The sequence below is a fragment of the Ciceribacter ferrooxidans genome (assembly GCF_004137355.1).
In the GTDB taxonomy this organism is placed as follows: Bacteria; Pseudomonadota; Alphaproteobacteria; order Rhizobiales; family Rhizobiaceae; genus Allorhizobium; species Allorhizobium ferrooxidans.
Genome location: NZ_SDVB01000216.1, coordinates 1 through 18,272, shown reverse-complemented (window position 1 = coordinate 18,272; position 18,272 = coordinate 1). Strand labels below are relative to the sequence as shown.

The window sequence follows — 18,272 nt, the reverse complement described above, 5'->3', positions numbered from 1 at the left end:
CGCCTCCTCCAGACAAATGTCGAGCGGCGCGCGCTAGCTGCCGGGTCAGATCCTACCAGACCCAGAACAACAGCACCCACGGCAGCAAACCGGCCGCGATCGCAACGCTGCTCGCCGCCGTAGCGGCCGCGCGACGAGGACCGGCGCTGTAGCGCCCCGCGATCCTCCAGACCAACAGCAGGCTCCAGGCGGCGGCAAGCGTCAGCGCCACCATTCTGACGTCGTTCGCCCAGGCGAGGCGGAAGCCGTCAGTCCGGAGCAGCGTGACGGTCTGCGCCGAGAGGCCGAGGATCACACCGCAGGCGGCGAGCGGCAGGAGGCCATGGATCAGATGATGGAAGCGCCGCGCGCTCCAGGGGCCGACGACGCGGGCTGCAAGCGCCAGCGGCAGCAGGATCGCGACGCTCGCGATGACAGCGGTCGCGGCGATGTAGAACAGCAGCATGGCGCCGTCGAGCACGCTCAGCACATCGTTGTGGGCCGGATAGTTGGTGAGCAGCCACCACGGCAGGCTCTGTTCGAGCGGCCAGGTTTCTCCGTTTCCGACGAGCCACACGGCCGCCCTCTGCTTCAGCGCCACGAACCACGGCGAAGACGCCCAGTGGAAGGCGCCGACGGCAACGCCCATGAGGCCTGGCACGATCAGCAGGGTATCCCAGAGGTTCGCGGTCTTGCCGCTGACCTCGACGATCTCGGAACCCGGCGGGCGCGCCGCGAGTTCGATCGCGTTGCGGAAGCCGGCGCAGCGCCCGCACATATGACAGGACGACGCGCTCTCCATCGTGCGGAGCGGCACCATGGGCGCGCAGGAAACGCTGAGCGTGCGGCCGAGTTGCGGCGGACACTGGTCCCATTCGCCGCGATCGACGCGGTAATGGACGGGTGCGAGCTTCGCGAGCAGGCCGAAGACGCCGCTCACCGGGCAGAGATAGCGGCACCAGACCCGGTGGCCGCGTCCGTAGAGATAGCCGACAGCGATGGCGGCGGCCGTCGATCCGCCGAGGATCAGAAGTGCGGGCAGCGGATACTGGTAGACGCTGACCAGCTGGCCGTAGACCGTCGTCAGCACGAAGGCGGCGAAGGGCCATCCCTGCCAGCGGATCCAGCGCGGGATCGCCCGGCCGAGGCCGCGCTTGCTCGCCATCTCCGTCAGCGCCCCTTCCGGACAGAAGATGCCGCACCAGAGCCGACCGAACAGCAGCATGCTGATGAGCACGCCCGGCCACCAGATGCCCCAGAAGACGAAGCGGGCGAAAAGCGAGACGTCGTTCCAGATATGCGCGGCATTGTCCGGCAACGGCATTACCGCCGGAACGATCAGCAATACGGCATAAACGAGGACGACACCCCATTGCAGCCGAAGCACGGCCTTCTGGTGCAGGCGGAGCCAGTCACCGACTGCCGCCAGCCTTGCGCTTGCCCCGGCGCGTGATGCCCGCGGCGGTGCAGCGTAGAGCGTGACGGGTGTCATGCCGAAGCCTGCACCACGGGTCTCGACTGCCGCGCCTGCATTCGGAACGCGAGCACGATCCCGCTCCAGAAGACGACCCAGGTCGCGACCGTCACTGCGTCGGGCATTGCCCGGTATCCGGTGAGGCCGGCGACGATACCGCCGAGGCGGGTCATGTCGTCGAGCAGGAACGAGGTATCCCAGAGCGGCTCGGAATAGGGCAGCAGGCCGAGAGAGACGAGATAGCCGGTTCCGGTCACCAGCAGCGCGGAGGCGAGCAGCAACAGCATCGTCTCGGTCAAGCGAAAGAACAGCCGCCAGGACAGATAGCGTCCGCCGAGCTGCAGCAGCGAATAGGTCAGGCCTGCAGCAAGGACGGCAGACACGATCCCGATGGCGATCTCTCCTCCGGCTCCGGCAGCGGAGGCGATTGCGCCCTGCAGGAAGATCACCGTCTCGGCGCCTTCTCGCATCACGGCGATCGCCGCCACCGCGAAGATGCCCCAGAGGTTGCCCTTGCGCAGGCTTTCCGACAGTCCCTGTTCCAGGTCGCGTTTGAGCGTGCGGCCATGGCGGCGCATCCAGAACACCATCTGCACGATCAGGGCGCAGGCAGCGAGGATCAGTCCGGCCTGGAACCAGTCCTGCCCTTCCGGCGCCAGGACCGCGCCGAAGCGCATCAGCACAACCGAGAGCAGGCCCGCGCCGACAATACCGGCCGCGACGCCGCCCCAGAGATAGGCCGTCGCGCCGCGCCCGGTTCCGTTGTGGCGGAGCCAGGCATGCAGGATGCCGACCACGAGGAGGGCCTCGATGCTTTCGCGCCAGACGATGAAGAAGGTTTGTACGAACATGATCGGCTGTCTGTTCCGGTGGGAGGAAGATGTCGGGCGGCGGAACGGTCCGCCACCCCCGTCTGATGCGTCTCAGTCCTGGCGCGCAATGATGACGCCCTGGCCCTTGTCCATGTGGAATTCGTCATAGAAGGGATATTCGCCCGGCGAGGCCTTGCGGATGACGACGAAGGATTCCGCACCCGGCGCCAGCACCTTCTCCTTGCGCAGGCGCAGGCTCTCGAACTCGGCCGGCGTCGTCCCGGTGTTGCGCAGGATGATCTTGACCTCGGTTCCGGCCGGTATCTCGATCCGTGCGGGGGTGAGGACACCGTCTTGCATTTCGAGGACGAAAGTCGCCGGGTCCCCAGCGTGCGCCGCGGCGGGTGCCGCGAGAAGGGCAGCCAGCAGCAGCGGCGTCAGTCTGTTCGATCGCATCTTGTCTCCTTGCGAAGCGAGGCGGGGAACAGGTGGTTCCCCGACGGCGCCGTCTCGTCAGTAGGAACCCTTCTTGCCGGTGCCGGCGAAGGTGAAGGTGTATTCGGTGGTGACGGGAGAAAACCAGGCGGCGACGCCGGTCTCCTTGTCGGTATGGCGGCCGAAATGGCCCATCGGATCCTTGTCGGGCGGAGAAACGGTCAGCCTCAGCCGGTAATTACCCATGCCGGATATCTTCACGTTGTCGCCGTAGTGCGGGCCGTCGCTCGCGACCATCGGCATCATTCGGCCAGAGATTGCCTCGCCGGTGTCGGCCTTGGTCAGTTCGTAGTCGACCACGAGATACGGCACCCACTCACCTTCGGCAAAGCCGTTCGGATTGTCGGCAAGCGCGTGGATATCCGCCTCGAGATGGATGTCGGAGTCGGCTGCGGGACGCATCATGCCCGGCGGGTCCATCTCGATCGGCTGCAGATAGACCGCTGCAATCTCGAGCCCGCCGCCGGACTGCGGCTCCCCGATCGGGTATTCCGCGGCAGCGACCGCCGATACGGAGAGAAGAAGAAGGCCGGCGACTGCGCCGGATCTCCCGGCTCGGCGAAGATGTCTCATCATTGTCCCTTGTGCTCGTTCGACACTGTTGCGAATGACTTGCATTCGCCGCGACAATGAATACCATACTTAAACAGTCATCTTTGATCCAGCGCAAATCAATGAAAAAGGTGGAGCCGCACCGGCCTGCGCCCGCGACGTGTTGCCGCTCCCCCGCGGCCAACCGGATGTCTCATCGCGCGGCTTACGAGCCATCCCTCCTCAACGACAGGACGAGCGTCATAGGCTGCTGTGGCGCCGCGACAAAGCCATAATGCTCGTAGAAGGCCTTAGCCTCCTCAGAGAGGGCGTGGACGAGGATACCACGGATACCCATGATATGCGCCGCCTGGCCGGCCCGAAGCGCCGCATCCTGAAGCAGCGCCGCGCCGAGTCCTCTTCCCTGCCACGCCCTGTCAACCGCCAGTCGACCGAGGATGGCCATAGGAATAGGATTCGGCATGTTACGGCGTAGCGACCCCGGCGCCTCGCCAACAGCGAGTGCACCGGACGAGAGGCTGTAATAGCCAATGACGCAGCCATCTTCGCAGATGACATAGGTCCGGGATGCGCCGCTGACCTGATTGGCACGAGCACGCCGTCGCAGCCACTCATCGAGGATATCGTGGCCACTGTCGAAAAGATCGAGATTATGCCCGTCGACAAGCAACGTCGGTGCCGACAGCATCACGACTGCCAAGGTTTGGGCGCATTCATCAGGCGTGTATAACCCTCGCCGCCCGGCGACTGATCGAGCACATCGAGATAATGCCGGAAGCTCTCAGCATCGACACGAACGAGTGTCCTGTCGAGAAGCGCATCTTCCGCAGCACGGCGAGCGGCATCAATCATGAAGTCGGATCGCGTCTTGCCCTGCGCTCTGGCGGCCTGGTCGATCATGTCCGAAATATCCGTGCGGATACGAAGCTGGACCGGTTTGGTGCGAGTTTCTGTTTGGGTCTTTGCAGTCATTGTCGTTACCTCAGCACCTGTTCTATGTTGCGTAGATATACGCTGTATATCTTATTATTGCAAATGCCGGCCTCAGCCATATCCGGTCGAGCGTCGGGCTCCGCCGCTGTCGGAATGCCTCTTCTCACAGTGACGACAAGAACGCCTCGGTCCGGCATATCTCCACCTGCACGGAGAAGCGCTCGCCGAGCACTTCGAGCGATGCGTCATGCGTCTCGTCGGCGCCGCTGCAAACGGCGTCCGAGAGGACCACGACGTGGTATCCGAGGTCGACCGCGCCGAGGACGGTGGCCAGGACGCAGACATCCGTCTCGCCGCCCGTTATGACGAGGCTCGAAACCCGTTCTCCTTTCAGCATCCAGTCGAGGCTGCCGTCGAACCAGGGGGAGTATGTCGCCTTGTCGAAGACGCGGGCGGGCGGGACGAGGCGGCCGAGTTCCGGCACGAGACGGAGGAGTTCCGGCTCCAGATGCTCCCGCGTCATCATCGGCCACTTCTCGTAGTAGCGCCGCCACATGCCCCACATGACATCCGGCTGCTGCGGCGGGATGAACCGGGTGAAGATCGTCCTTTCGCTGAAGCGGTCGGCCACCTCGACGACCGTATCGGCAACTCGTGCCATCCACGGCACGTGCCAGGGAGTCGGCTGCTTGAACATCTCCTGCATGTCGATGCAAAGGTGGATGAAGGCTCCTACGCGCATCGGGCAATCCTCTCCTCGCTCCTGCCGGAACCACTTCGCCGCCCGTCCGGTTCCTCTGCCGGCAAGCGGGGCGAGAAGCCGGTCGCTCAGGAACGCGGAACGTAGTCCCTGCCGGGGTCGATGCTCGCCGGACGGCCTTCGAGGAAGAGTTCACCGATACGTGGTGCGGAACGGGAGATGACCTTGCCGCACTTCACCACCAGGAGCCGCGTCGGCTTGAGCCGCAAGGCTTCGACGACGTCCGCGGCCTGCAGCACGACGAGATCGGCCCTGTTGCCGACCTCAAGGCCGTAGCCTTCAAGGCCCATGGTCCTCGCCGAATTGACGGTCAGCGCCTCGTAGATCCGCTTCTTGTCCTCGATGCCGCCCATCTGCGCCACATGGATCGCCATGTGGCCGACCTCCAGCATGTCGGCCGAGCCCATCGCGTACCAGGGATCCATCATGCAGTCCTGCCCGAAGGAGACGTTGAGACCTGCGGCCATCAGTTCGCGCACCCGCGTCATGCCGCGGCGCTTCGGATAGGTGTCGTGGCGACCCTGCAGCATGATGTTGATCAGCGGATTGGGGATGACGTTGATCTCGGCCTCCGCCATCAGCGGAATGAGTTTGGAGACATAATAATTGTCCATGGAGTGCATGGAGGTGAGATGCGAGCCTGCAACGCGCCCTTGCAGCCCGTAACGCACCGTCTCCGCAGCCAAGGTCTCGACATGGCGGGACATCGGGTCGTCCGTCTCGTCGCAATGGATGTCGACGGGAAGCCCCCGCTCGGCGGCGATCCGGCAAAGCGCCTCGAGGGAGCGCCGCCCGTCCTCCATCGTTCGTTCAAAATGCGGGATGCCGCCGACGATGTCGAGGCCCATGTCGAGGGCGCGTTCGAGCGATTTCTCGCCCTCGGGCGCGCGATAGTATCCGTCCTGAGGGAAGGCGACGAGCTGCAGCTCGATATAGGGTTTCACCCGCTCCCTGACCTCGATCAGGGCCTCGGCCGTCACCAGCCGCGGGTCGGAGGTGTCGACATGGCTGCGAATGAAGAGAAGGCCCTGGGTGACGGCGAGATCGCAGTAACGCAGCGCCCGTTCGACCAGCGCCTCTTTCGTCAGCAGCGGCCGCAGCTCGCCCCAGAGGGCGATGCCTTCGAGAAGCGTGCCGGAGACGTTCATGCGCGGCAGGCCGAGCGAGAGCGTCGCATCCATGTGGAAATGCGGATCGCAAAACGGCGGACTGACGAGGCGTCCCGTCGCGTCGATCTCCTCCCCGGCCGTCGCGTCGATGCGCTTTTCGATCGCGGCGATCCTGCCGCCGGCAAGGCCGATGTCGAAACCTTCCGAGCCGTCTGGCAGGTTGGCGTTGCGGATGATCAGGTCGAACATGGTGAGCCTCGTCGTGTCAGCGCTCGCCGCGCCGGTAGGGTTGCATCAGGGCCTGTGGAACGCGGGCGCGCCGGGCCGTCAGCGCCAGCGCCGCAATCGACAGGATATAGGGGATCATCAGGAAGAGCTGGTAGGGAACTGCGCCGCCCAGCACCGTCTGCAGGCGGAGCTGGAAACCGTCGAAGAAGGCGAAGAGCAGCGCGCCGATAAGCGCCCGCGCCGGGCGCCAGGAGGCGAAAACGACGAGCGCGATGCAGATCCAGCCGCGCCCCTGCACCATCGTCGGGAAGAAGCTGTTGAAGGCGGAGAGCGTGAGGAAAGCGCCCGCCATGCCCATCAGCGCACTCCCTGCGATAACGGCACCGTAGCGCACGGCCATCGGATTGATGCCCTGCGCCTCTGCGGCATGCGGGTTTTCGCCCGTCATGCGGATCGCGAGGCCGAGTGGCGTACGGAAGAAGAGATAGGCAAGCGCGAACGCGAGCAGGATCGCGAGATAAGTCGGCGGCGTCTGCGAAAAAAATGCCTGTCCGATGAACGGCAGGTCGCTGAGACCTTCAATCGAAACCGGCTGAAACGGAACAGTTGTGGGCGGTGTACCGGCGACCGGTACCAGGAGGCGGAAAACGTAGTAGCTGAAGCTTGCGGCAAAGAGCGTGACACCGAGCCCCGATACGTGCTGTGAGAGGCCGAGCGTGACGGTGAGCCCCGCATGCAGGGCGCCGAACATCCCACCGGCGAGCGCCGCGACGAGAAAGCCGGTCCAGAGATCCGCGCCGTTATAGACCGCGAGCCAGCCGATCATCGCACCGAAGGTCATGATGCCCTCAATGCCGAGGTTGAGAACGCCGGCACGCTCGCAGAGCAGCGCCCCGAGCGTCCCGAGGATCAGCGGCGTGGAGATACGGAGAACCGCGGTCCAGAGGCCGGCGGACGCGACGATGTCGAGAATCTCCGTCATCGGCGGATCCTGTATTGAGTGAAGAAGACGGCGACCAGCATGGTCAGCAGGGAGAGCGCCACGATTACGTCGGCGATGTAGCTCGGAATGCCCATGCTGCGGCTCATGCCGTCCGCGCCGACGAACATGCTCGCCGTGAAGAGTGCGGCCAGCACGACGCCCAAAGGACTGAGATTGGCAAGCATCGCGACGACAATGCCGGAATAGCCGTAACCGGGCGAGAGATCGGTCGTCACGTAGCCCTTCACGCCCATCACCTCCACGGCACCCGCGAGGCCAGCAAGTCCGCCGGATAGACATGCGACGGCGACCAGCGTGCGCCCGATCGGAACCCCTGCGAAGGCTGCGCCCTGCGGGTTGAGCCCTGCTGCCCGTGACTGCATGCCGAAGACGGTACGCGACTGCACGAAATGCAGCACGAGGGCGAGCACTACCGCGACCGGCAGGCCGAGATGGAGACGCGAGCGAGCAAGAAGCTTCGGCAGCGTCGCTTCGTCGGTCACGGATTGCGATTGGGGCCAGCCGAAAGCCATTGGGTCCTTGAGCACCGTATCGATCAGCATCGAGACGAAAAGCACGGCGACGAAATTCAGGAGCAGCGTCGTCACGACCTCGTCAACGGAAAACCGCAACCGCAGCCAGAGCGGCACAAGAAGGAGCACCATGCCAGCCAAGGCGCCAAGCGTGAAGAGCAACGGGATCTGCAGCACCGGCGACAGGCCGCCGAACATCTGCGAACTCGCCCAGGCGACGGTGATGGCACCGAGATAGAGTTGGCCCTCCGCGCCGATGTTCCAGAGGCGGGCGCGGAAGGCGACGGCCGCGGCAAGACCGGTGAGGATGAGCGGGGTCGCCCGCGTCAGCGTCTCCGTCACCGAAAGTCTGGAGCCGAATGCCCCCTTGAGGATGCCCCAGTAGGCCTCGATGACCGGCGCGCCGGCGACCGCGATCAGAATGCCGGCGATCGAGAGCGCCGCAATAATCGCAATCAGCGGTGTCGCCAGCACCAGCGCCGCAGGTCTGTGTTCGCGCCGCTCAAATCGCATGGGCGTCCTCGCTTTCCCATTCACCGGCCATCATCAGGCCGAGCCTGCGTGAAGAAACCTCGTCCGCGGAAACCGGCGGCGACAGTCGACCTCCGACGATCGCCTGGATGCGGTCGGCGAGCGCCATCACCTCGTCGAGATCCTCCGAGATCAGGAGAACGGCCGTTCCCTGCCGCCGAGCCTCCAGGATGCGTTCCTGCACGGCGGCGACGGCACCCTCGTCCAGCCCGCGGGCCGGCTGCGCCGCAAGAAGGATGCGCGGCCGGTTGATCAGGTTGCGCCCGAGGATGAGCTTCTGCATGTTCCCCCCGGAGAGGAGCCGGGTCCGGCTTGCCGGCGTACCGCCGCGCACGTCGAATTGTTCGATGATCTTTCCCGCAAGCGCAATGCCTGCTTGCCGGTCGACGAGCCCGCGACGGGAGAAGACCGCCAGCCGCTCGAGGACGGCGTTCTCCCATATCGCCATCTCGCCGATCACGCCTTCCCTGTTCCGGTCCTCGGGGATGCGCCCGATGCCGGCGGCGATGACGTCCGCGACGGAAAGCTCATCGACGGGCGCGCCAAACAGCAGAAGGTCACCGGAGGCTTTAGGCAACGTGCCGGAGAGCAACTGCGCCAGAGCCGCCTGGCCGTTGCCGGAAACCCCGATAACGCCAAGCACCTCGCCGGCGCGGAGCCTGAAATCGACGGACTTGAGCCTGTCCACCCCATCCGTCCGCACTGTTATGGCGGCCGCCTCCAGCACGACCTCCCCCGGGGTAGACGGCTCGCGCACCGGTCGAGTGACGGTGCGCCCCACCATGAGCTCGGCGAGTTCCGCCTTGCTGGTTTTAGCCGTCACCCGCTCGGCGATACGGCGTCCGCCACGCAGCACGACGACACGGTCTGCAGTCGACATCACCTCGTCCAGCTTGTGGGAGATGAAGATCAGGGAGAGCCCGTTCGCGGCCATGTCCTTCAGTGTCGAAAACAGCCGTTCTGCCTCGATCTGCGTCAGCACTGCGGTCGGTTCGTCGAGCACGAGGATGCGTGCATCGTTGTAGAGGGCTTTGAGGATTTCCACGCGCTGCTGCTCGCCGACAGAAAGGTCGCCGAGCCGCGCATCGGGGTCAACCCTGAGGCCAAAGCGCTGGGAGATCGCGAGAAGCTTCTCCCGCGCCTCGGCGCGGCGTGAGCGCCACGACCAGAGGCTTTCCGTGCCGGTCGTGACGTTCTCGAGCACCGTCAGGTTCGGTGCCAGCGAGAAGTGCTGATGCACCATACCGATTCCGGCGCGGATCGCCGCACGGGGGCGTCCCGGCGGCAGTTCCCGACCGTCGACCAACACACGGCCGCTGTCCGGCACGTAGTGGCCGAAGAGAATGCTCATGAGCGTCGTCTTGCCGGCGCCGTTCTCGCCGAGCAGCGCGACGATCTCACCTCGCTCGAGCGTCAGCGAAATGTCGTCGTTGGCGAGGTTGTCGCCGAAGCGTTTGCTGACGCCGAGGATTTCCAGAACCGGGGAGCTCATGCGTTCAATCCTGCAAGGGAAAAGCGATGCCGCCAGCGCTCATCCTGCTCCAGCCGTGCCGCGAGTCGCAACAGCAACGCCTCCTCTCCCATCGGCGCCATCAGTTGCACCGGCAGGGGCAGGCCGTCGGCATCTTCGCCGAAGGGCAACGTGACCGCCGGGAAGCCGGAGGCGTTGGCGAGCGCGGCGAGTGGTGCGAACGCCGCCATCCGTTCGAAATGGCGATCCGTATCGGCATGATCGGTTGGGAAGGAGCCGATCGGCAGGGGCGCCGATGACAGGATGGGAGAAATCAGACAGTCGATACCGTCGAAAAGGCGCCATAGGTCTCGGCTCGCGATCACCATGGCGTTCAGGCTCTGCCAAAGGTTGCGCGCGGTAAGCGACAGGCCGCGCTCGATGACGGCCTGGGTCAGGCGCTCCGTCTTCGAAGCGTCGAGATTGAAGCGGACGATGGTGTCGGCAAGGTTGATGCAGACAATGTCGGCGAAGGCGCGGCGGCTCGTCGCCGCCATGACTTCCAGCATCGCGAAGTCGACCGGAACCAGCGCATGACCTTCCGCCTCCAGGAAGCGGCCCGCCGCCTCGACGACCGCGCTGCGCTCCGGCGCGGTCGGGAACTCCGCCCCGGTGTCGGTGAGGACACCGATCGTGAGCCTCCCCTGCCCGGCGTCTTTGCGCGCCATGGGCGGAAAGGGGCCCCGCGCTTCGCCACCGAGAGCAGCGAGGATCGAGACGGTGTCGCGGACCGACCGGCAGACGGCAAGCTCGCTTGCGATGCCGGCGAGATGGTTGCCGAAATGCGGGCCTGCCGGCATCAGGCCACGGCTGGGCTTCAGTCCGACAAGGCCACAGCAGGCGGCAGGAACACGGATCGACCCGCCCGCATCGGTCGCGTGCGCGATCGCGACGATGCCGGCAGCGACCGCCGCAGCCGCACCCCCGGACGAGCCGCCGGCCGACAAACCCGGCGCAAGCGGATTGCGTGCGATCGGACCCGTCGCCGGCTCGCTCGCCAGCGAAAGACCGAACTCCGGACTTGTGGTGAGGCCGAAGAGGCAAAGGCCTGCAGCGCGGAAACGCTCGGCAAGGTCGGAATCGACGAGGCCGCCCCGACGTGCCATCAGCCGTGACCCCGCTGTCATCGGGAACCCGGCGAAAGGCCCGCCGAGATCCTTGCCGAGCGTCGGGACACCGGCAAAGGGCATCCTGCGGCGCGGCGGCGCATCGGACGCGACAGCATCAATGCGCGAAGCTGCGTCCAGGCCTCTGGCGGCGTCCGTATAGGCGACGGCCCCGAGATCCGCCAAGGCCTCGCAAGCCGAAAGGGAGGCCTGCATGGCCTCCACGCTGGTGAGGCGACCGCTTGCGATCGCCCCGGCCAGTGCCGTTGCATCCGCCAGCATGGAGAAGGCTTACTGCGGCGCTTCCATGATCTTCGGCACTTCGAAGGAGCCGGCCTTGATCTCGGCGCGCTTGGCCTCCATCGCCGCTTCCGCGTCGGCAGGCGCCATGCCCTTGACGTAGACGATGTCGCTTCCGCCTTCCTTCATCAGGCCGTAGGCGGTGTAGTCGCGGCCAGTCGGCTTGCCGGCGGCGACGTCGGCGAGCGCCGCGTTCAGGATCGGCCGGAAGTTCCACAGCGCGTTCGCGAAGACCGTGTCGGGATAACGCGGTGTATAGTCGATCAGCGAGCCGATGGACTTGATCCCGCGCTCCTTGGCGGCGTCCGCCGTGCCGATACGCTCGCCGAAGAGGATATCGGCGCCGGCGTCGATCTGGGCAAGGCCTGCCTCGCGCGCCTTCGGCGGATCGAAGAAAGTGCCGATGAAGGTCACAAGGTGCTTCGCGTCCGGATTAACCGCCTTGACACCCGCCGCAAAGGCGTTGATCAGCATATTGACTTCCGGGATCGGCATGGCGCCGACCGAGCCGACGACATTCGACTTCGTCATCTTGCCGGCGAGCATGCCCGCCAGATAGGCGCCGTCGAAATTCCAGGTGCCGAAGACGCCGAAATTGTCTCCCGCTTCCTTGCCGCTCGACCCCATCACGAAGGCGGTTTCCGGATAGTCGGCCGCCACCTCGCGCGCCTGCTTCTCCACGGGGAAGGTCTCGCCGATGACGAGCTTCACGCCCTGCTCGGCATATTCGCGCATCGCCCGCGGATAGTCCGTTCCGGAAACACCCTCGGAGAAAACGTATTCGATCGCGCCTTCCGCGGCGGCGTCCTGCAACGCCTTGTGGAGGACGGAATTCCAGGCGTTCTCGACCGGCGATCCATGGATGCCGGCGACCTTGATCGGCTGAGCGGCGCGCAACGGCGACAGGAAGGAAGAGGCGCCGAGCGCCAGACCGGACGCCAGAATGGTGCGCCGGGTAAGCATGAAGTCGTTGGTCATTGGCGAGTTCCCCATTTTTTTACCAATTGGTAGAAATTGTTAAGCTCGGCCCAAAAAAGTGTCAAGAAGATTTGATGACCAATAATTGGGCAGCGCGTGAGGCGGATCTATCTCCCTTCAGATCATGAGCCTTCCATTGGGAGACAAACTATCGCTGATCGAAGTAGAGCGAGCCGCCACGGCAAAGCGTCCAGATTGCATCGAAGATGCGCGACGTCTGGCGACGAACACATGTGTTAAATTCAAAGCGCTTATTTAACGAATTAGAAAATCAATACATATAAGAAACATGTATGTATTTATGAGTGGAGGTAGCATTGAATTTCGCGATCAGAAGGGACACTGCAGGCGCCTCCGCCGTCGAGTTTGCGATCGTCGCGCCTGTATTCATTATGGTCGTACTCACCATGATCGGCTACGGCATCTATCTCAGCGCAGCGCACGCGGTGCAGCAGCTCACTTCCGACGCCGCCCGCGCAGCCGTGGCCGGCATCACCGCGACCGAGCGCTCGCAGATCGCCAGCAACTACATCTCTTCGTCGGCGGACCGCTACTCCTTCATCGACACGAGCGCGATGGCGGTGACCGTGAACGACGATCCTGACAATCCGAGCCAGTTCACCGTCACGATCAGCTACGACGCAGGCAACCTGCCGATCTGGAACCTCTACGGGTTCGTCATGCCGGATGAGCGTATCACCCGCTTTGCCACCATTCGCCTTGGAGGTCTTTGACTTGAGGAAGCAGGTCACACCCCGTGCCACGTTCCTTCGAAACGGAGAGGGAAACGTCGCCATATCCGCCGCACTTGTCGCGCCACTCATCATCGGCGCCCTAGCGCTCGGCGTCGACTACGGAAACCTGACATTGCAGCAGAGGGCCCTGCAGCAGGCCGCCGATCTCGCCGCGATTTCCGCGGCTGCGCAATTGGGAACGCCGGAGGCGGCGGTCGCCGCCTACTTCCGCGCCAACAACATCTCGATCCCGGTACTCCAGGGAGATCACCTTCTGCTCGATGGCGGGGCGGTGGTGACCACCCCGGACAGCGTGCCGGAAGAAGTCGCGAAGGTGAGTGTCGGCCGGTACAGCCCCGACGTTGCACTCCCGGTCGCAGAGCGGTTTCAGGTAACGGAGAGCAGGTCGGACGCGGTTAAGGTCGAGGTGACACGCAAAGCCGATCTCTACTTCGCCTCCGCCTTTGCGAAGGCCCCTGTCCTGTCGGCGAGGGCAGTTGCAGCAGCCGACAAGATGGCGGCTTTCTCCGTGGGGAGCCGCCTGGCAAGCCTTCACGGTGGGGTCCTCAACGCGCTGCTCACAGGCCTCCTCGGCACGTCTGTCGATCTCGACCTTATGGACTACGAAGCCCTGGTGGATGCACGCATCGACGCATTGAAGACCGTCGATGCACTCGCCACGGACCTGGATCTTACCGCAGGCTCCTACCAGGACGTTCTTGACACCAACGTCAAGCTCGGCGCACTCATCGACGCTATTGGCCGCAATCCCGGACTGTCCAGCAGATTGAATACGGTACTGGACCGTCTGGCGGCGGCCGTCGGCCACACGGCGCTGACCGTGAACCTCAACGAAGTGCTCGCCCTCGGCCCGGTCGCCAGCCTGCCGGTCGGCACTGCGGAAAACCTGGCCGTCGGCGTGAACGCCTTCGATCTGCTGACTGCCGCCGCAGTCGCGGCAAACGGCAATTCTCAGCTGGCGGTCGACCTCAAGCAGAGCGTCCCTGGCCTTGCCACCGCGACTCTGAAGCTGACGATCGGCGAACCGCCGGTCGGCACACCGCCCCTCGCGGTGGGGGATCCCGGAACGGTCGTGCGGACGGCCCAGACGCGCCTCTCGCTCGAGGTAACGGGCGATGGCCTTCTCGCCCTTGCAGGCACCAAGCTCAGGGTTCCTCTCTACCTCGAGGTCGCCCACGCCGAGGCCAGGCTTGCCAACATCTCCTGCCGTTCCGACGGTAATGCCGATGTCGGCATCGAGGCGGTTCCCGGTCTGGTCGAACTGGCGCTCGGAAATGTCGATCCGACGGCATTCGCCAATTTCGGCGTCAAACCGCGCGTCACGAAGGCGACACTTCTCGACACTGCGCTCATCGACATAGCTGCCAAAGGCTACGTCAACGTCACCAATCTTTACAAGAAATCGCTGACATTCACGCCGTCCGACATCGCCGGAAGTGTGACGAAATCCGTTTCGACCGCACAGACGCTGACGAGCCTGCAGCGTTCGCTGCTTGAAAATCTCGAACTCGATATCCGCGTCGGTGCATTAACGCTCACCACACCGCAGTCGCTGCAGGCGGCCTTGGCGCAGACCCTGTCAGCCTTGACGGTTCCTCTCGACACCATACTCTACAACACGTTGCTGACACTCGGCGTGAAGGTGGGCGAGGCCGACGTGTCCGTCAGCTACGCGTCCTGCCGTCGACCGGTTCTGGTGCAATAGACAGACAACAGCGTTCGGTGACCCGCGCCAGGCACGAACCGGCGAGCACCTTCATGCTCGCCGGCGAATGCTGTCCATGGGACTGCGAAGGGATAAGGCGCCGCAGGCTTCTCAGCCGCCGAAGCCGAAGCCGGGAGGCATGTCGGTCAGCTCGACGCCGAAGGGCTTCAGGCTGTTCAGAATCCAGGTCTGGTTGTTGCCGATCCGGCGATTGTATTCGGCCCAGGCCGAGACAAAACTCTTAAAGGTTTCGTCGGCCCCGTAGTTGACGGCGATGACCGACGGTGTGGAAAGGACCGGCGTCGGAACCTTGACGCTGCCGACCGCAGGTGCCTTCTTGGCGATGACGAGCCCGTTCAGCATCGTGTTCACCAGACCGTCGGCCTTGCCCGTCGTCACGGCTACGATCGCCTCGTCACGCGTCTTGAAGCGCAGAATGTTCGCCTTCGGAAGATACTGGGTGGCCATCAGGTCCTGTGCCGAGCCGAGGTCGACGGCGAAGGTATATTTCGGGTCGTTCAGTTCGTTCCACGCCTTGCCCGTCAGTTCGTCCTTGGCCGAGACGAGCACGAAGCTGTTGTAGTAGGTTGGATCGGAGAAGGAAACGGACATGGCGCGCACCGGCGTCGCGGTCACCGCAAAGGCCATGTCGACCTTGCCGCTCTGCACGTCCAGAATGGCGTTCGACCAGCTCGATTCCACCACTTCCAGTTTTACGTCGAGGGTCTTGGCGATGTCGTTCGCCATGTCGATGACGAAGCCCTGCCACTCGCCCGTGCGGGGATCCTTGTTGAAGTAGGGCACTTCGTTGAGGATGGCCGGAATCCTGAGGACGCCGCGTGAGCGAATGTCGTCGATCGTGCCGGCCGAGGCCGATGTCGCAAACAGCGATGCCGCGACCGCGGCTATGCTGCAAAGCTTGGCGAAAATCTGCATGTTGGGTTTCTCCCTTGTTCCCCGAGAACGATTGTCTACCCGCCTTGCATTCGCCGGTTTCCGTCGAAGCAATTGCGGCCATGGACAGCGTATCGCCCAATGGAAGCGGCACAATGCTAGAGAACCGGACACACTTATCGGCATTTTTGTATGTTGCTGCTCAAAGGCTACCGCGGGGGAAGTCGCCGCCCTGCGGCGGGTCGAGCACGGGTCCGACCAGTTCGCGCTGGCAATCCTCGAAGAGCTTCAGGACCATCGGATGTTTCTGGAGAAAGCCGGCCGTGCCGAAATAGACCCGCACCTCCGGCAGCGTGTCCAGTTTGACCGAAGCAATCGTATGGTCTTCGGGACCGATGCACCAGGACGGGATGATCGAAAAGCCGAGCCCCTCCTCGACACAGCGCTTGACGCTCGAGCTGCCGGACGTCGAGATGACCGGCTGGACGGCGGCGCCGTCGCGCGCGAGAAAGTCGACCGTCAGGTTTCTGAGCGTCTGGCCCGGCTCGTAGGTGACGAACGGCCGCCCCTCCGTCCAGGCCGGAATGTCCGAGGCCGCCGGCGGTTCTCCCCAGGCACGGGGATAGACGAGGCTCAGCCGGTAGCTGCCGAGAAGTCGTTGCGGCACCACGGGGTCACCGAAATACCGCTCGGAGATGCAGACGTCGAGACTGCCGTTCTTGACGAGCTCGGCGAGCACCGTGTCACGCTCGTAAACGGCGAATTCCATTTCCGGGAAGCTCTCGCGGAAACGCGCCAGAACCTTCGGGAACAGGTAGAAGAAGATGGCCTGCGGCATGCCGACACGAAGGGACGAGCGCTGGTTCTCGATCAGCTTGGTGAGCCGCTCGAGCATGATGTCGAGCTCTGGATGCAGGAGATTATAGAGAGCACGGCCTCGGGGCGTCAGCGATATCCTCTTCGCCCCCTGCTCGCTGTCGATGAGCTTGCCCTTGAGGAGCTGCTCCAGCCGCCGGACATGGTTCGCGGCCGACTGGTAGCTCAGGTTGAGATCGCGCGCGGCTCCCGAAAAGGAGCCGTGCCGTGCCACCTGGTAGAAGGTCTGGATGAGAGTAAGGCTGATCTTCGCCATCGCTGGTCCCCTTGATACCCGGTCTCGGCATATGGGGTCTTCTCTTTCCAGCGGATACAAATTTCGTGAACTGGGAAGGCCGTCATCTTGTATCGACGGGCGAGGCCGCACTTCGCCAATATCAGATGTATCGAACGCAAGAATCTCGGTCAAATGATATGAAGTCCCGCCTGCCAACATCAGCCATCATCATCGGATCGGGGATATCCGGCGCGGCCGCAGCCTATTTCCTCGCCCGGCGCGGCGTGGACGTTCAGGTGCTCGAGGCGAGCGCTCCCGCGGCTGCGGCAACCGGGGCCGCCGACGGCGCCGTCTCGGTCGCCAGCAAGCGGCCGGGCCCGATGATGGAGGCGGCGCTCTGCGGCATCCGGCTCTACCGCGAGCTGGCCGGCGAAGGCCTGTTCGCCGATCTCTTCAAGGCCCGTTCGACCTTCATCGTCGCCTCGTCGGAACAGGAAGCGGAGGTGCTTCACGCCCATGCCGATGCGCTCACGAGTTCCGGCGTGTGCGTCGACAGGCTTTCGCGCGCCGAGACCGCACGGCGCTTTCCGGTGCTCTCACGCAGCGCCGAAATGGCGGTCGAGGTCCACGACGAGGGGCACGCGATCGGCTACCGGATTGTCCATCGCCTGCTGACGGCCGGCGGCATAAACGTCCGCCGCGACGAGCCCGTGCGCCGGCTTCTTGTCTCCGCCGGGCGTGCCGAGGGTGTAGAGACCGTCAAAGGCATTCTGAAGGCCGAGGCCGTGATCCTCGCGGCCGGGAGCGGATCGGCGCATCTGCTCGGCCTTCGCGACACGCTCGCGCCGCGCAAGGGGCAACTCCTCGTCACGGAGCGTGCACCGCACCTCAACGCCGCCATGCCGGGTGCGATCATGTCCGGGCGCTATCTGCTAAGCAAGGGCAGCCAGAAGGCCGCCGCCGGCAAGCCCGCTCGCGGGATCGGGCTGGTGATCGATCCGCTGACCACCGGGCAGTTTCTCATCGGCGGCACACGCGAGGATACCGACGACCATCGCTCGAACGATTTCGATGCCGTGTCACGCATTCTTGCGGATGCGGTTGCGCTGGTTCCCGGCCTCGCCGAGGTCCGGCTGCTGCGAAGCTTTGCCGGGGTGCGCACCGCCGTCGTCGACGGACTGCCGCTCATCGGCCGCCTGCCGGGTCTCGACAATGCCTATGTCACCACGGGTTTTGAAGGCGACGGCATCTGTCTTGGTCCGGTCGCAGCCAAGGCAATCGTCGAGCTCGCCTGCGACGAGGAGCCGTCCATCGATCTCGCCCCGTTCGATCCCGCCCGGTTTGCCGGCATCGAGGTGGCAGCCTAATGCGTTCGTCAAGCGGCAACTTTGAAGCTGGCCTGGAAGGTGGAGCGAGTTTGCAGCATGGCCCACAGAACGTTGATGCGACGTCTGGCCAGAGCGATGACGGCCTGATGATGGCGTTTGCCCTCGCGGCGTTTACGGGCGTAGAAGGCGCGGCTGTCTGGCTGGGCGAGCGAACA

18 protein-coding genes and 1 pseudogene are annotated in these 18,272 nt (G+C 64.4%); 3 read left to right on the top strand and 16 right to left on the bottom strand.

Annotated features, from left to right (window positions below):
• Positions 1 to 52: 52 nt before the first annotated feature.
• The 13 genes from EUU22_RS10410 to EUU22_RS10350 form a co-directional block, all read right to left on the bottom strand.
• Entirely contained in the window at positions 53 to 1,471 is a 1,419-nt protein-coding gene (locus EUU22_RS10410; protein ID WP_129331958.1) for a 4Fe-4S binding protein, read from the bottom strand.
• On the bottom strand, positions 1,468 to 2,304 hold the full coding sequence (locus EUU22_RS10405) for an FTR1 family iron permease (RefSeq protein WP_129331957.1): 837 nt from the start codon (positions 2,302 to 2,304) through the stop codon (positions 1,468 to 1,470). Before EUU22_RS10405 ends, EUU22_RS10410 begins: the two co-directional genes overlap by 4 nt.
• Before the next feature lie 72 nt (positions 2,305 to 2,376).
• Complete coding sequence (locus tag EUU22_RS10400; protein ID WP_129331956.1) at positions 2,377 to 2,721, bottom strand: cupredoxin domain-containing protein; 345 nt, start codon at positions 2,719 to 2,721, stop codon at positions 2,377 to 2,379.
• 57 nt (positions 2,722 to 2,778) lie between these two features.
• Entirely contained in the window at positions 2,779 to 3,336 is a 558-nt protein-coding gene (locus EUU22_RS10395; RefSeq protein WP_439329135.1) for an iron transporter, read from the bottom strand.
• Positions 3,337 to 3,517: 181 nt separating this feature from the next.
• Positions 3,518 to 4,000, bottom strand: coding sequence for a GNAT family N-acetyltransferase (locus tag EUU22_RS10390; protein WP_112690475.1), 483 nt, complete (start codon positions 3,998 to 4,000; stop codon positions 3,518 to 3,520).
• A complete protein-coding gene (locus EUU22_RS10385) occupies positions 4,000 to 4,284 on the bottom strand; it encodes a type II toxin-antitoxin system TacA family antitoxin (RefSeq protein ID WP_112690476.1) in 285 nt (94 codons plus the stop codon). Before EUU22_RS10385 ends, EUU22_RS10390 begins: the two co-directional genes overlap by 1 nt.
• Before the next feature lie 124 nt (positions 4,285 to 4,408).
• Positions 4,409 to 4,987 carry a cysteine hydrolase family protein gene (locus tag EUU22_RS10380; protein ID WP_112690477.1) on the bottom strand — a complete coding sequence of 193 codons (579 nt, stop codon included), beginning with the start codon at positions 4,985 to 4,987 and terminating at the stop codon, positions 4,409 to 4,411.
• 86 nt (positions 4,988 to 5,073) lie between these two features.
• The gene (locus EUU22_RS10375) at positions 5,074 to 6,363 is read right to left on the bottom strand and encodes an amidohydrolase family protein (protein WP_129331954.1); all 1,290 of its coding nucleotides are present in this window, start codon (positions 6,361 to 6,363) and stop codon (positions 5,074 to 5,076) included.
• Between the two features lie 16 nt (positions 6,364 to 6,379).
• Positions 6,380 to 7,324, bottom strand: coding sequence for an ABC transporter permease (locus EUU22_RS10370; protein WP_129331953.1), 945 nt, complete (start codon positions 7,322 to 7,324; stop codon positions 6,380 to 6,382).
• Complete coding sequence (locus EUU22_RS10365) at positions 7,321 to 8,370, bottom strand: ABC transporter permease (RefSeq protein ID WP_129331952.1); 1,050 nt, start codon at positions 8,368 to 8,370, stop codon at positions 7,321 to 7,323. The genes EUU22_RS10370 and EUU22_RS10365 overlap by 4 nt, the downstream gene beginning before the upstream one ends.
• On the bottom strand, positions 8,360 to 9,880 hold the full coding sequence (locus EUU22_RS10360) for an ABC transporter ATP-binding protein (protein WP_129331951.1): 1,521 nt from the start codon (positions 9,878 to 9,880) through the stop codon (positions 8,360 to 8,362). Before EUU22_RS10360 ends, EUU22_RS10365 begins: the two co-directional genes overlap by 11 nt.
• Positions 9,877 to 11,286 (bottom strand): amidase, encoded by a 1,410-nt coding sequence (locus tag EUU22_RS10355; RefSeq protein WP_129331950.1) that lies wholly within the window; start codon positions 11,284 to 11,286, stop codon positions 9,877 to 9,879. Before EUU22_RS10355 ends, EUU22_RS10360 begins: the two co-directional genes overlap by 4 nt.
• 9 nt (positions 11,287 to 11,295) lie before the next feature.
• Positions 11,296 to 12,282 (bottom strand): BMP family protein, encoded by a 987-nt coding sequence (locus tag EUU22_RS10350; RefSeq protein ID WP_129331949.1) that lies wholly within the window; start codon positions 12,280 to 12,282, stop codon positions 11,296 to 11,298.
• Positions 12,283 to 12,599: 317 nt separating this feature from the next.
• On the opposite strand from EUU22_RS10350, the gene EUU22_RS10345 reads away from it, so the two are divergent.
• Complete coding sequence (locus EUU22_RS10345; protein WP_245484975.1) at positions 12,600 to 13,016, top strand: TadE/TadG family type IV pilus assembly protein; 417 nt, start codon at positions 12,600 to 12,602, stop codon at positions 13,014 to 13,016.
• Position 13,017: 1 nt separating this feature from the next.
• Complete coding sequence (locus EUU22_RS10340; protein WP_245484973.1) at positions 13,018 to 14,742, top strand: pilus assembly protein TadG-related protein; 1,725 nt, start codon at positions 13,018 to 13,020, stop codon at positions 14,740 to 14,742.
• A gap of 111 nt (positions 14,743 to 14,853) precedes the next feature.
• On the opposite strand, the gene EUU22_RS10335 is transcribed toward EUU22_RS10340, so the two are convergent.
• Positions 14,854 to 15,678, bottom strand: coding sequence for a transporter substrate-binding domain-containing protein (locus EUU22_RS10335; protein WP_129331947.1), 825 nt, complete (start codon positions 15,676 to 15,678; stop codon positions 14,854 to 14,856).
• Positions 15,679 to 15,838: 160 nt separating this feature from the next.
• Complete coding sequence (locus EUU22_RS10330; protein WP_129331946.1) at positions 15,839 to 16,768, bottom strand: LysR family transcriptional regulator; 930 nt, start codon at positions 16,766 to 16,768, stop codon at positions 15,839 to 15,841.
• Positions 16,769 to 16,926: 158 nt separating this feature from the next.
• Between EUU22_RS10330 and EUU22_RS10325 the strand changes: the two genes are divergently transcribed.
• Positions 16,927 to 18,096, top strand: a complete 1,170-nt coding sequence (locus tag EUU22_RS10325) for an NAD(P)/FAD-dependent oxidoreductase (protein ID WP_129331945.1) — start codon at positions 16,927 to 16,929, stop codon at positions 18,094 to 18,096.
• 8 nt (positions 18,097 to 18,104) lie between these two features.
• Here EUU22_RS10325 and EUU22_RS10320 read toward each other — a convergent pair.
• Positions 18,105 to 18,272: pseudogene (locus EUU22_RS10320) on the bottom strand (IS110 family RNA-guided transposase); the annotation flags it as partial.

Bases quoted from the DNA above. Each gene is read 5' to 3' on its own strand.
- EUU22_RS10385 (WP_112690476.1), bottom strand. From the start codon at position 4,284: ATGACTGCAAAGACCCAAACAGAAACTCGCACCAAACCGGTCCAGCTT.
- EUU22_RS10380 (WP_112690477.1), bottom strand. From the start codon at position 4,987: ATGCGCGTAGGAGCCTTCATCCACCTTTGCATCGACATGCAGGAGATG.
- EUU22_RS10355 (WP_129331950.1), bottom strand. From the start codon at position 11,286: ATGCTGGCGGATGCAACGGCACTGGCCGGGGCGATCGCAAGCGGTCGC.
- EUU22_RS10410 (WP_129331958.1), bottom strand. From the start codon at position 1,471: ATGACACCCGTCACGCTCTACGCTGCACCGCCGCGGGCATCACGCGCC.
- EUU22_RS10365 (WP_129331952.1), bottom strand. From the start codon at position 8,370: ATGCGATTTGAGCGGCGCGAACACAGACCTGCGGCGCTGGTGCTGGCG.
- EUU22_RS10350 (WP_129331949.1), bottom strand. From the start codon at position 12,282: ATGACCAACGACTTCATGCTTACCCGGCGCACCATTCTGGCGTCCGGT.
- EUU22_RS10375 (WP_129331954.1), bottom strand. From the start codon at position 6,363: ATGTTCGACCTGATCATCCGCAACGCCAACCTGCCAGACGGCTCGGAA.
- EUU22_RS10335 (WP_129331947.1), bottom strand. From the start codon at position 15,678: ATGCAGATTTTCGCCAAGCTTTGCAGCATAGCCGCGGTCGCGGCATCG.
- EUU22_RS10330 (WP_129331946.1), bottom strand. From the start codon at position 16,768: ATGGCGAAGATCAGCCTTACTCTCATCCAGACCTTCTACCAGGTGGCA.
- EUU22_RS10325 (WP_129331945.1), top strand. From the start codon at position 16,927: ATGAAGTCCCGCCTGCCAACATCAGCCATCATCATCGGATCGGGGATA.
- EUU22_RS10400 (WP_129331956.1), bottom strand. From the start codon at position 2,721: ATGCGATCGAACAGACTGACGCCGCTGCTGCTGGCTGCCCTTCTCGCG.
- EUU22_RS10405 (WP_129331957.1), bottom strand. From the start codon at position 2,304: ATGTTCGTACAAACCTTCTTCATCGTCTGGCGCGAAAGCATCGAGGCC.
- EUU22_RS10360 (WP_129331951.1), bottom strand. From the start codon at position 9,880: ATGAGCTCCCCGGTTCTGGAAATCCTCGGCGTCAGCAAACGCTTCGGC.
- EUU22_RS10390 (WP_112690475.1), bottom strand. From the start codon at position 4,000: ATGCTGTCGGCACCGACGTTGCTTGTCGACGGGCATAATCTCGATCTT.
- EUU22_RS10395 (WP_439329135.1), bottom strand. From the start codon at position 3,336: ATGATGAGACATCTTCGCCGAGCCGGGAGATCCGGCGCAGTCGCCGGC.
- EUU22_RS10370 (WP_129331953.1), bottom strand. From the start codon at position 7,324: ATGACGGAGATTCTCGACATCGTCGCGTCCGCCGGCCTCTGGACCGCG.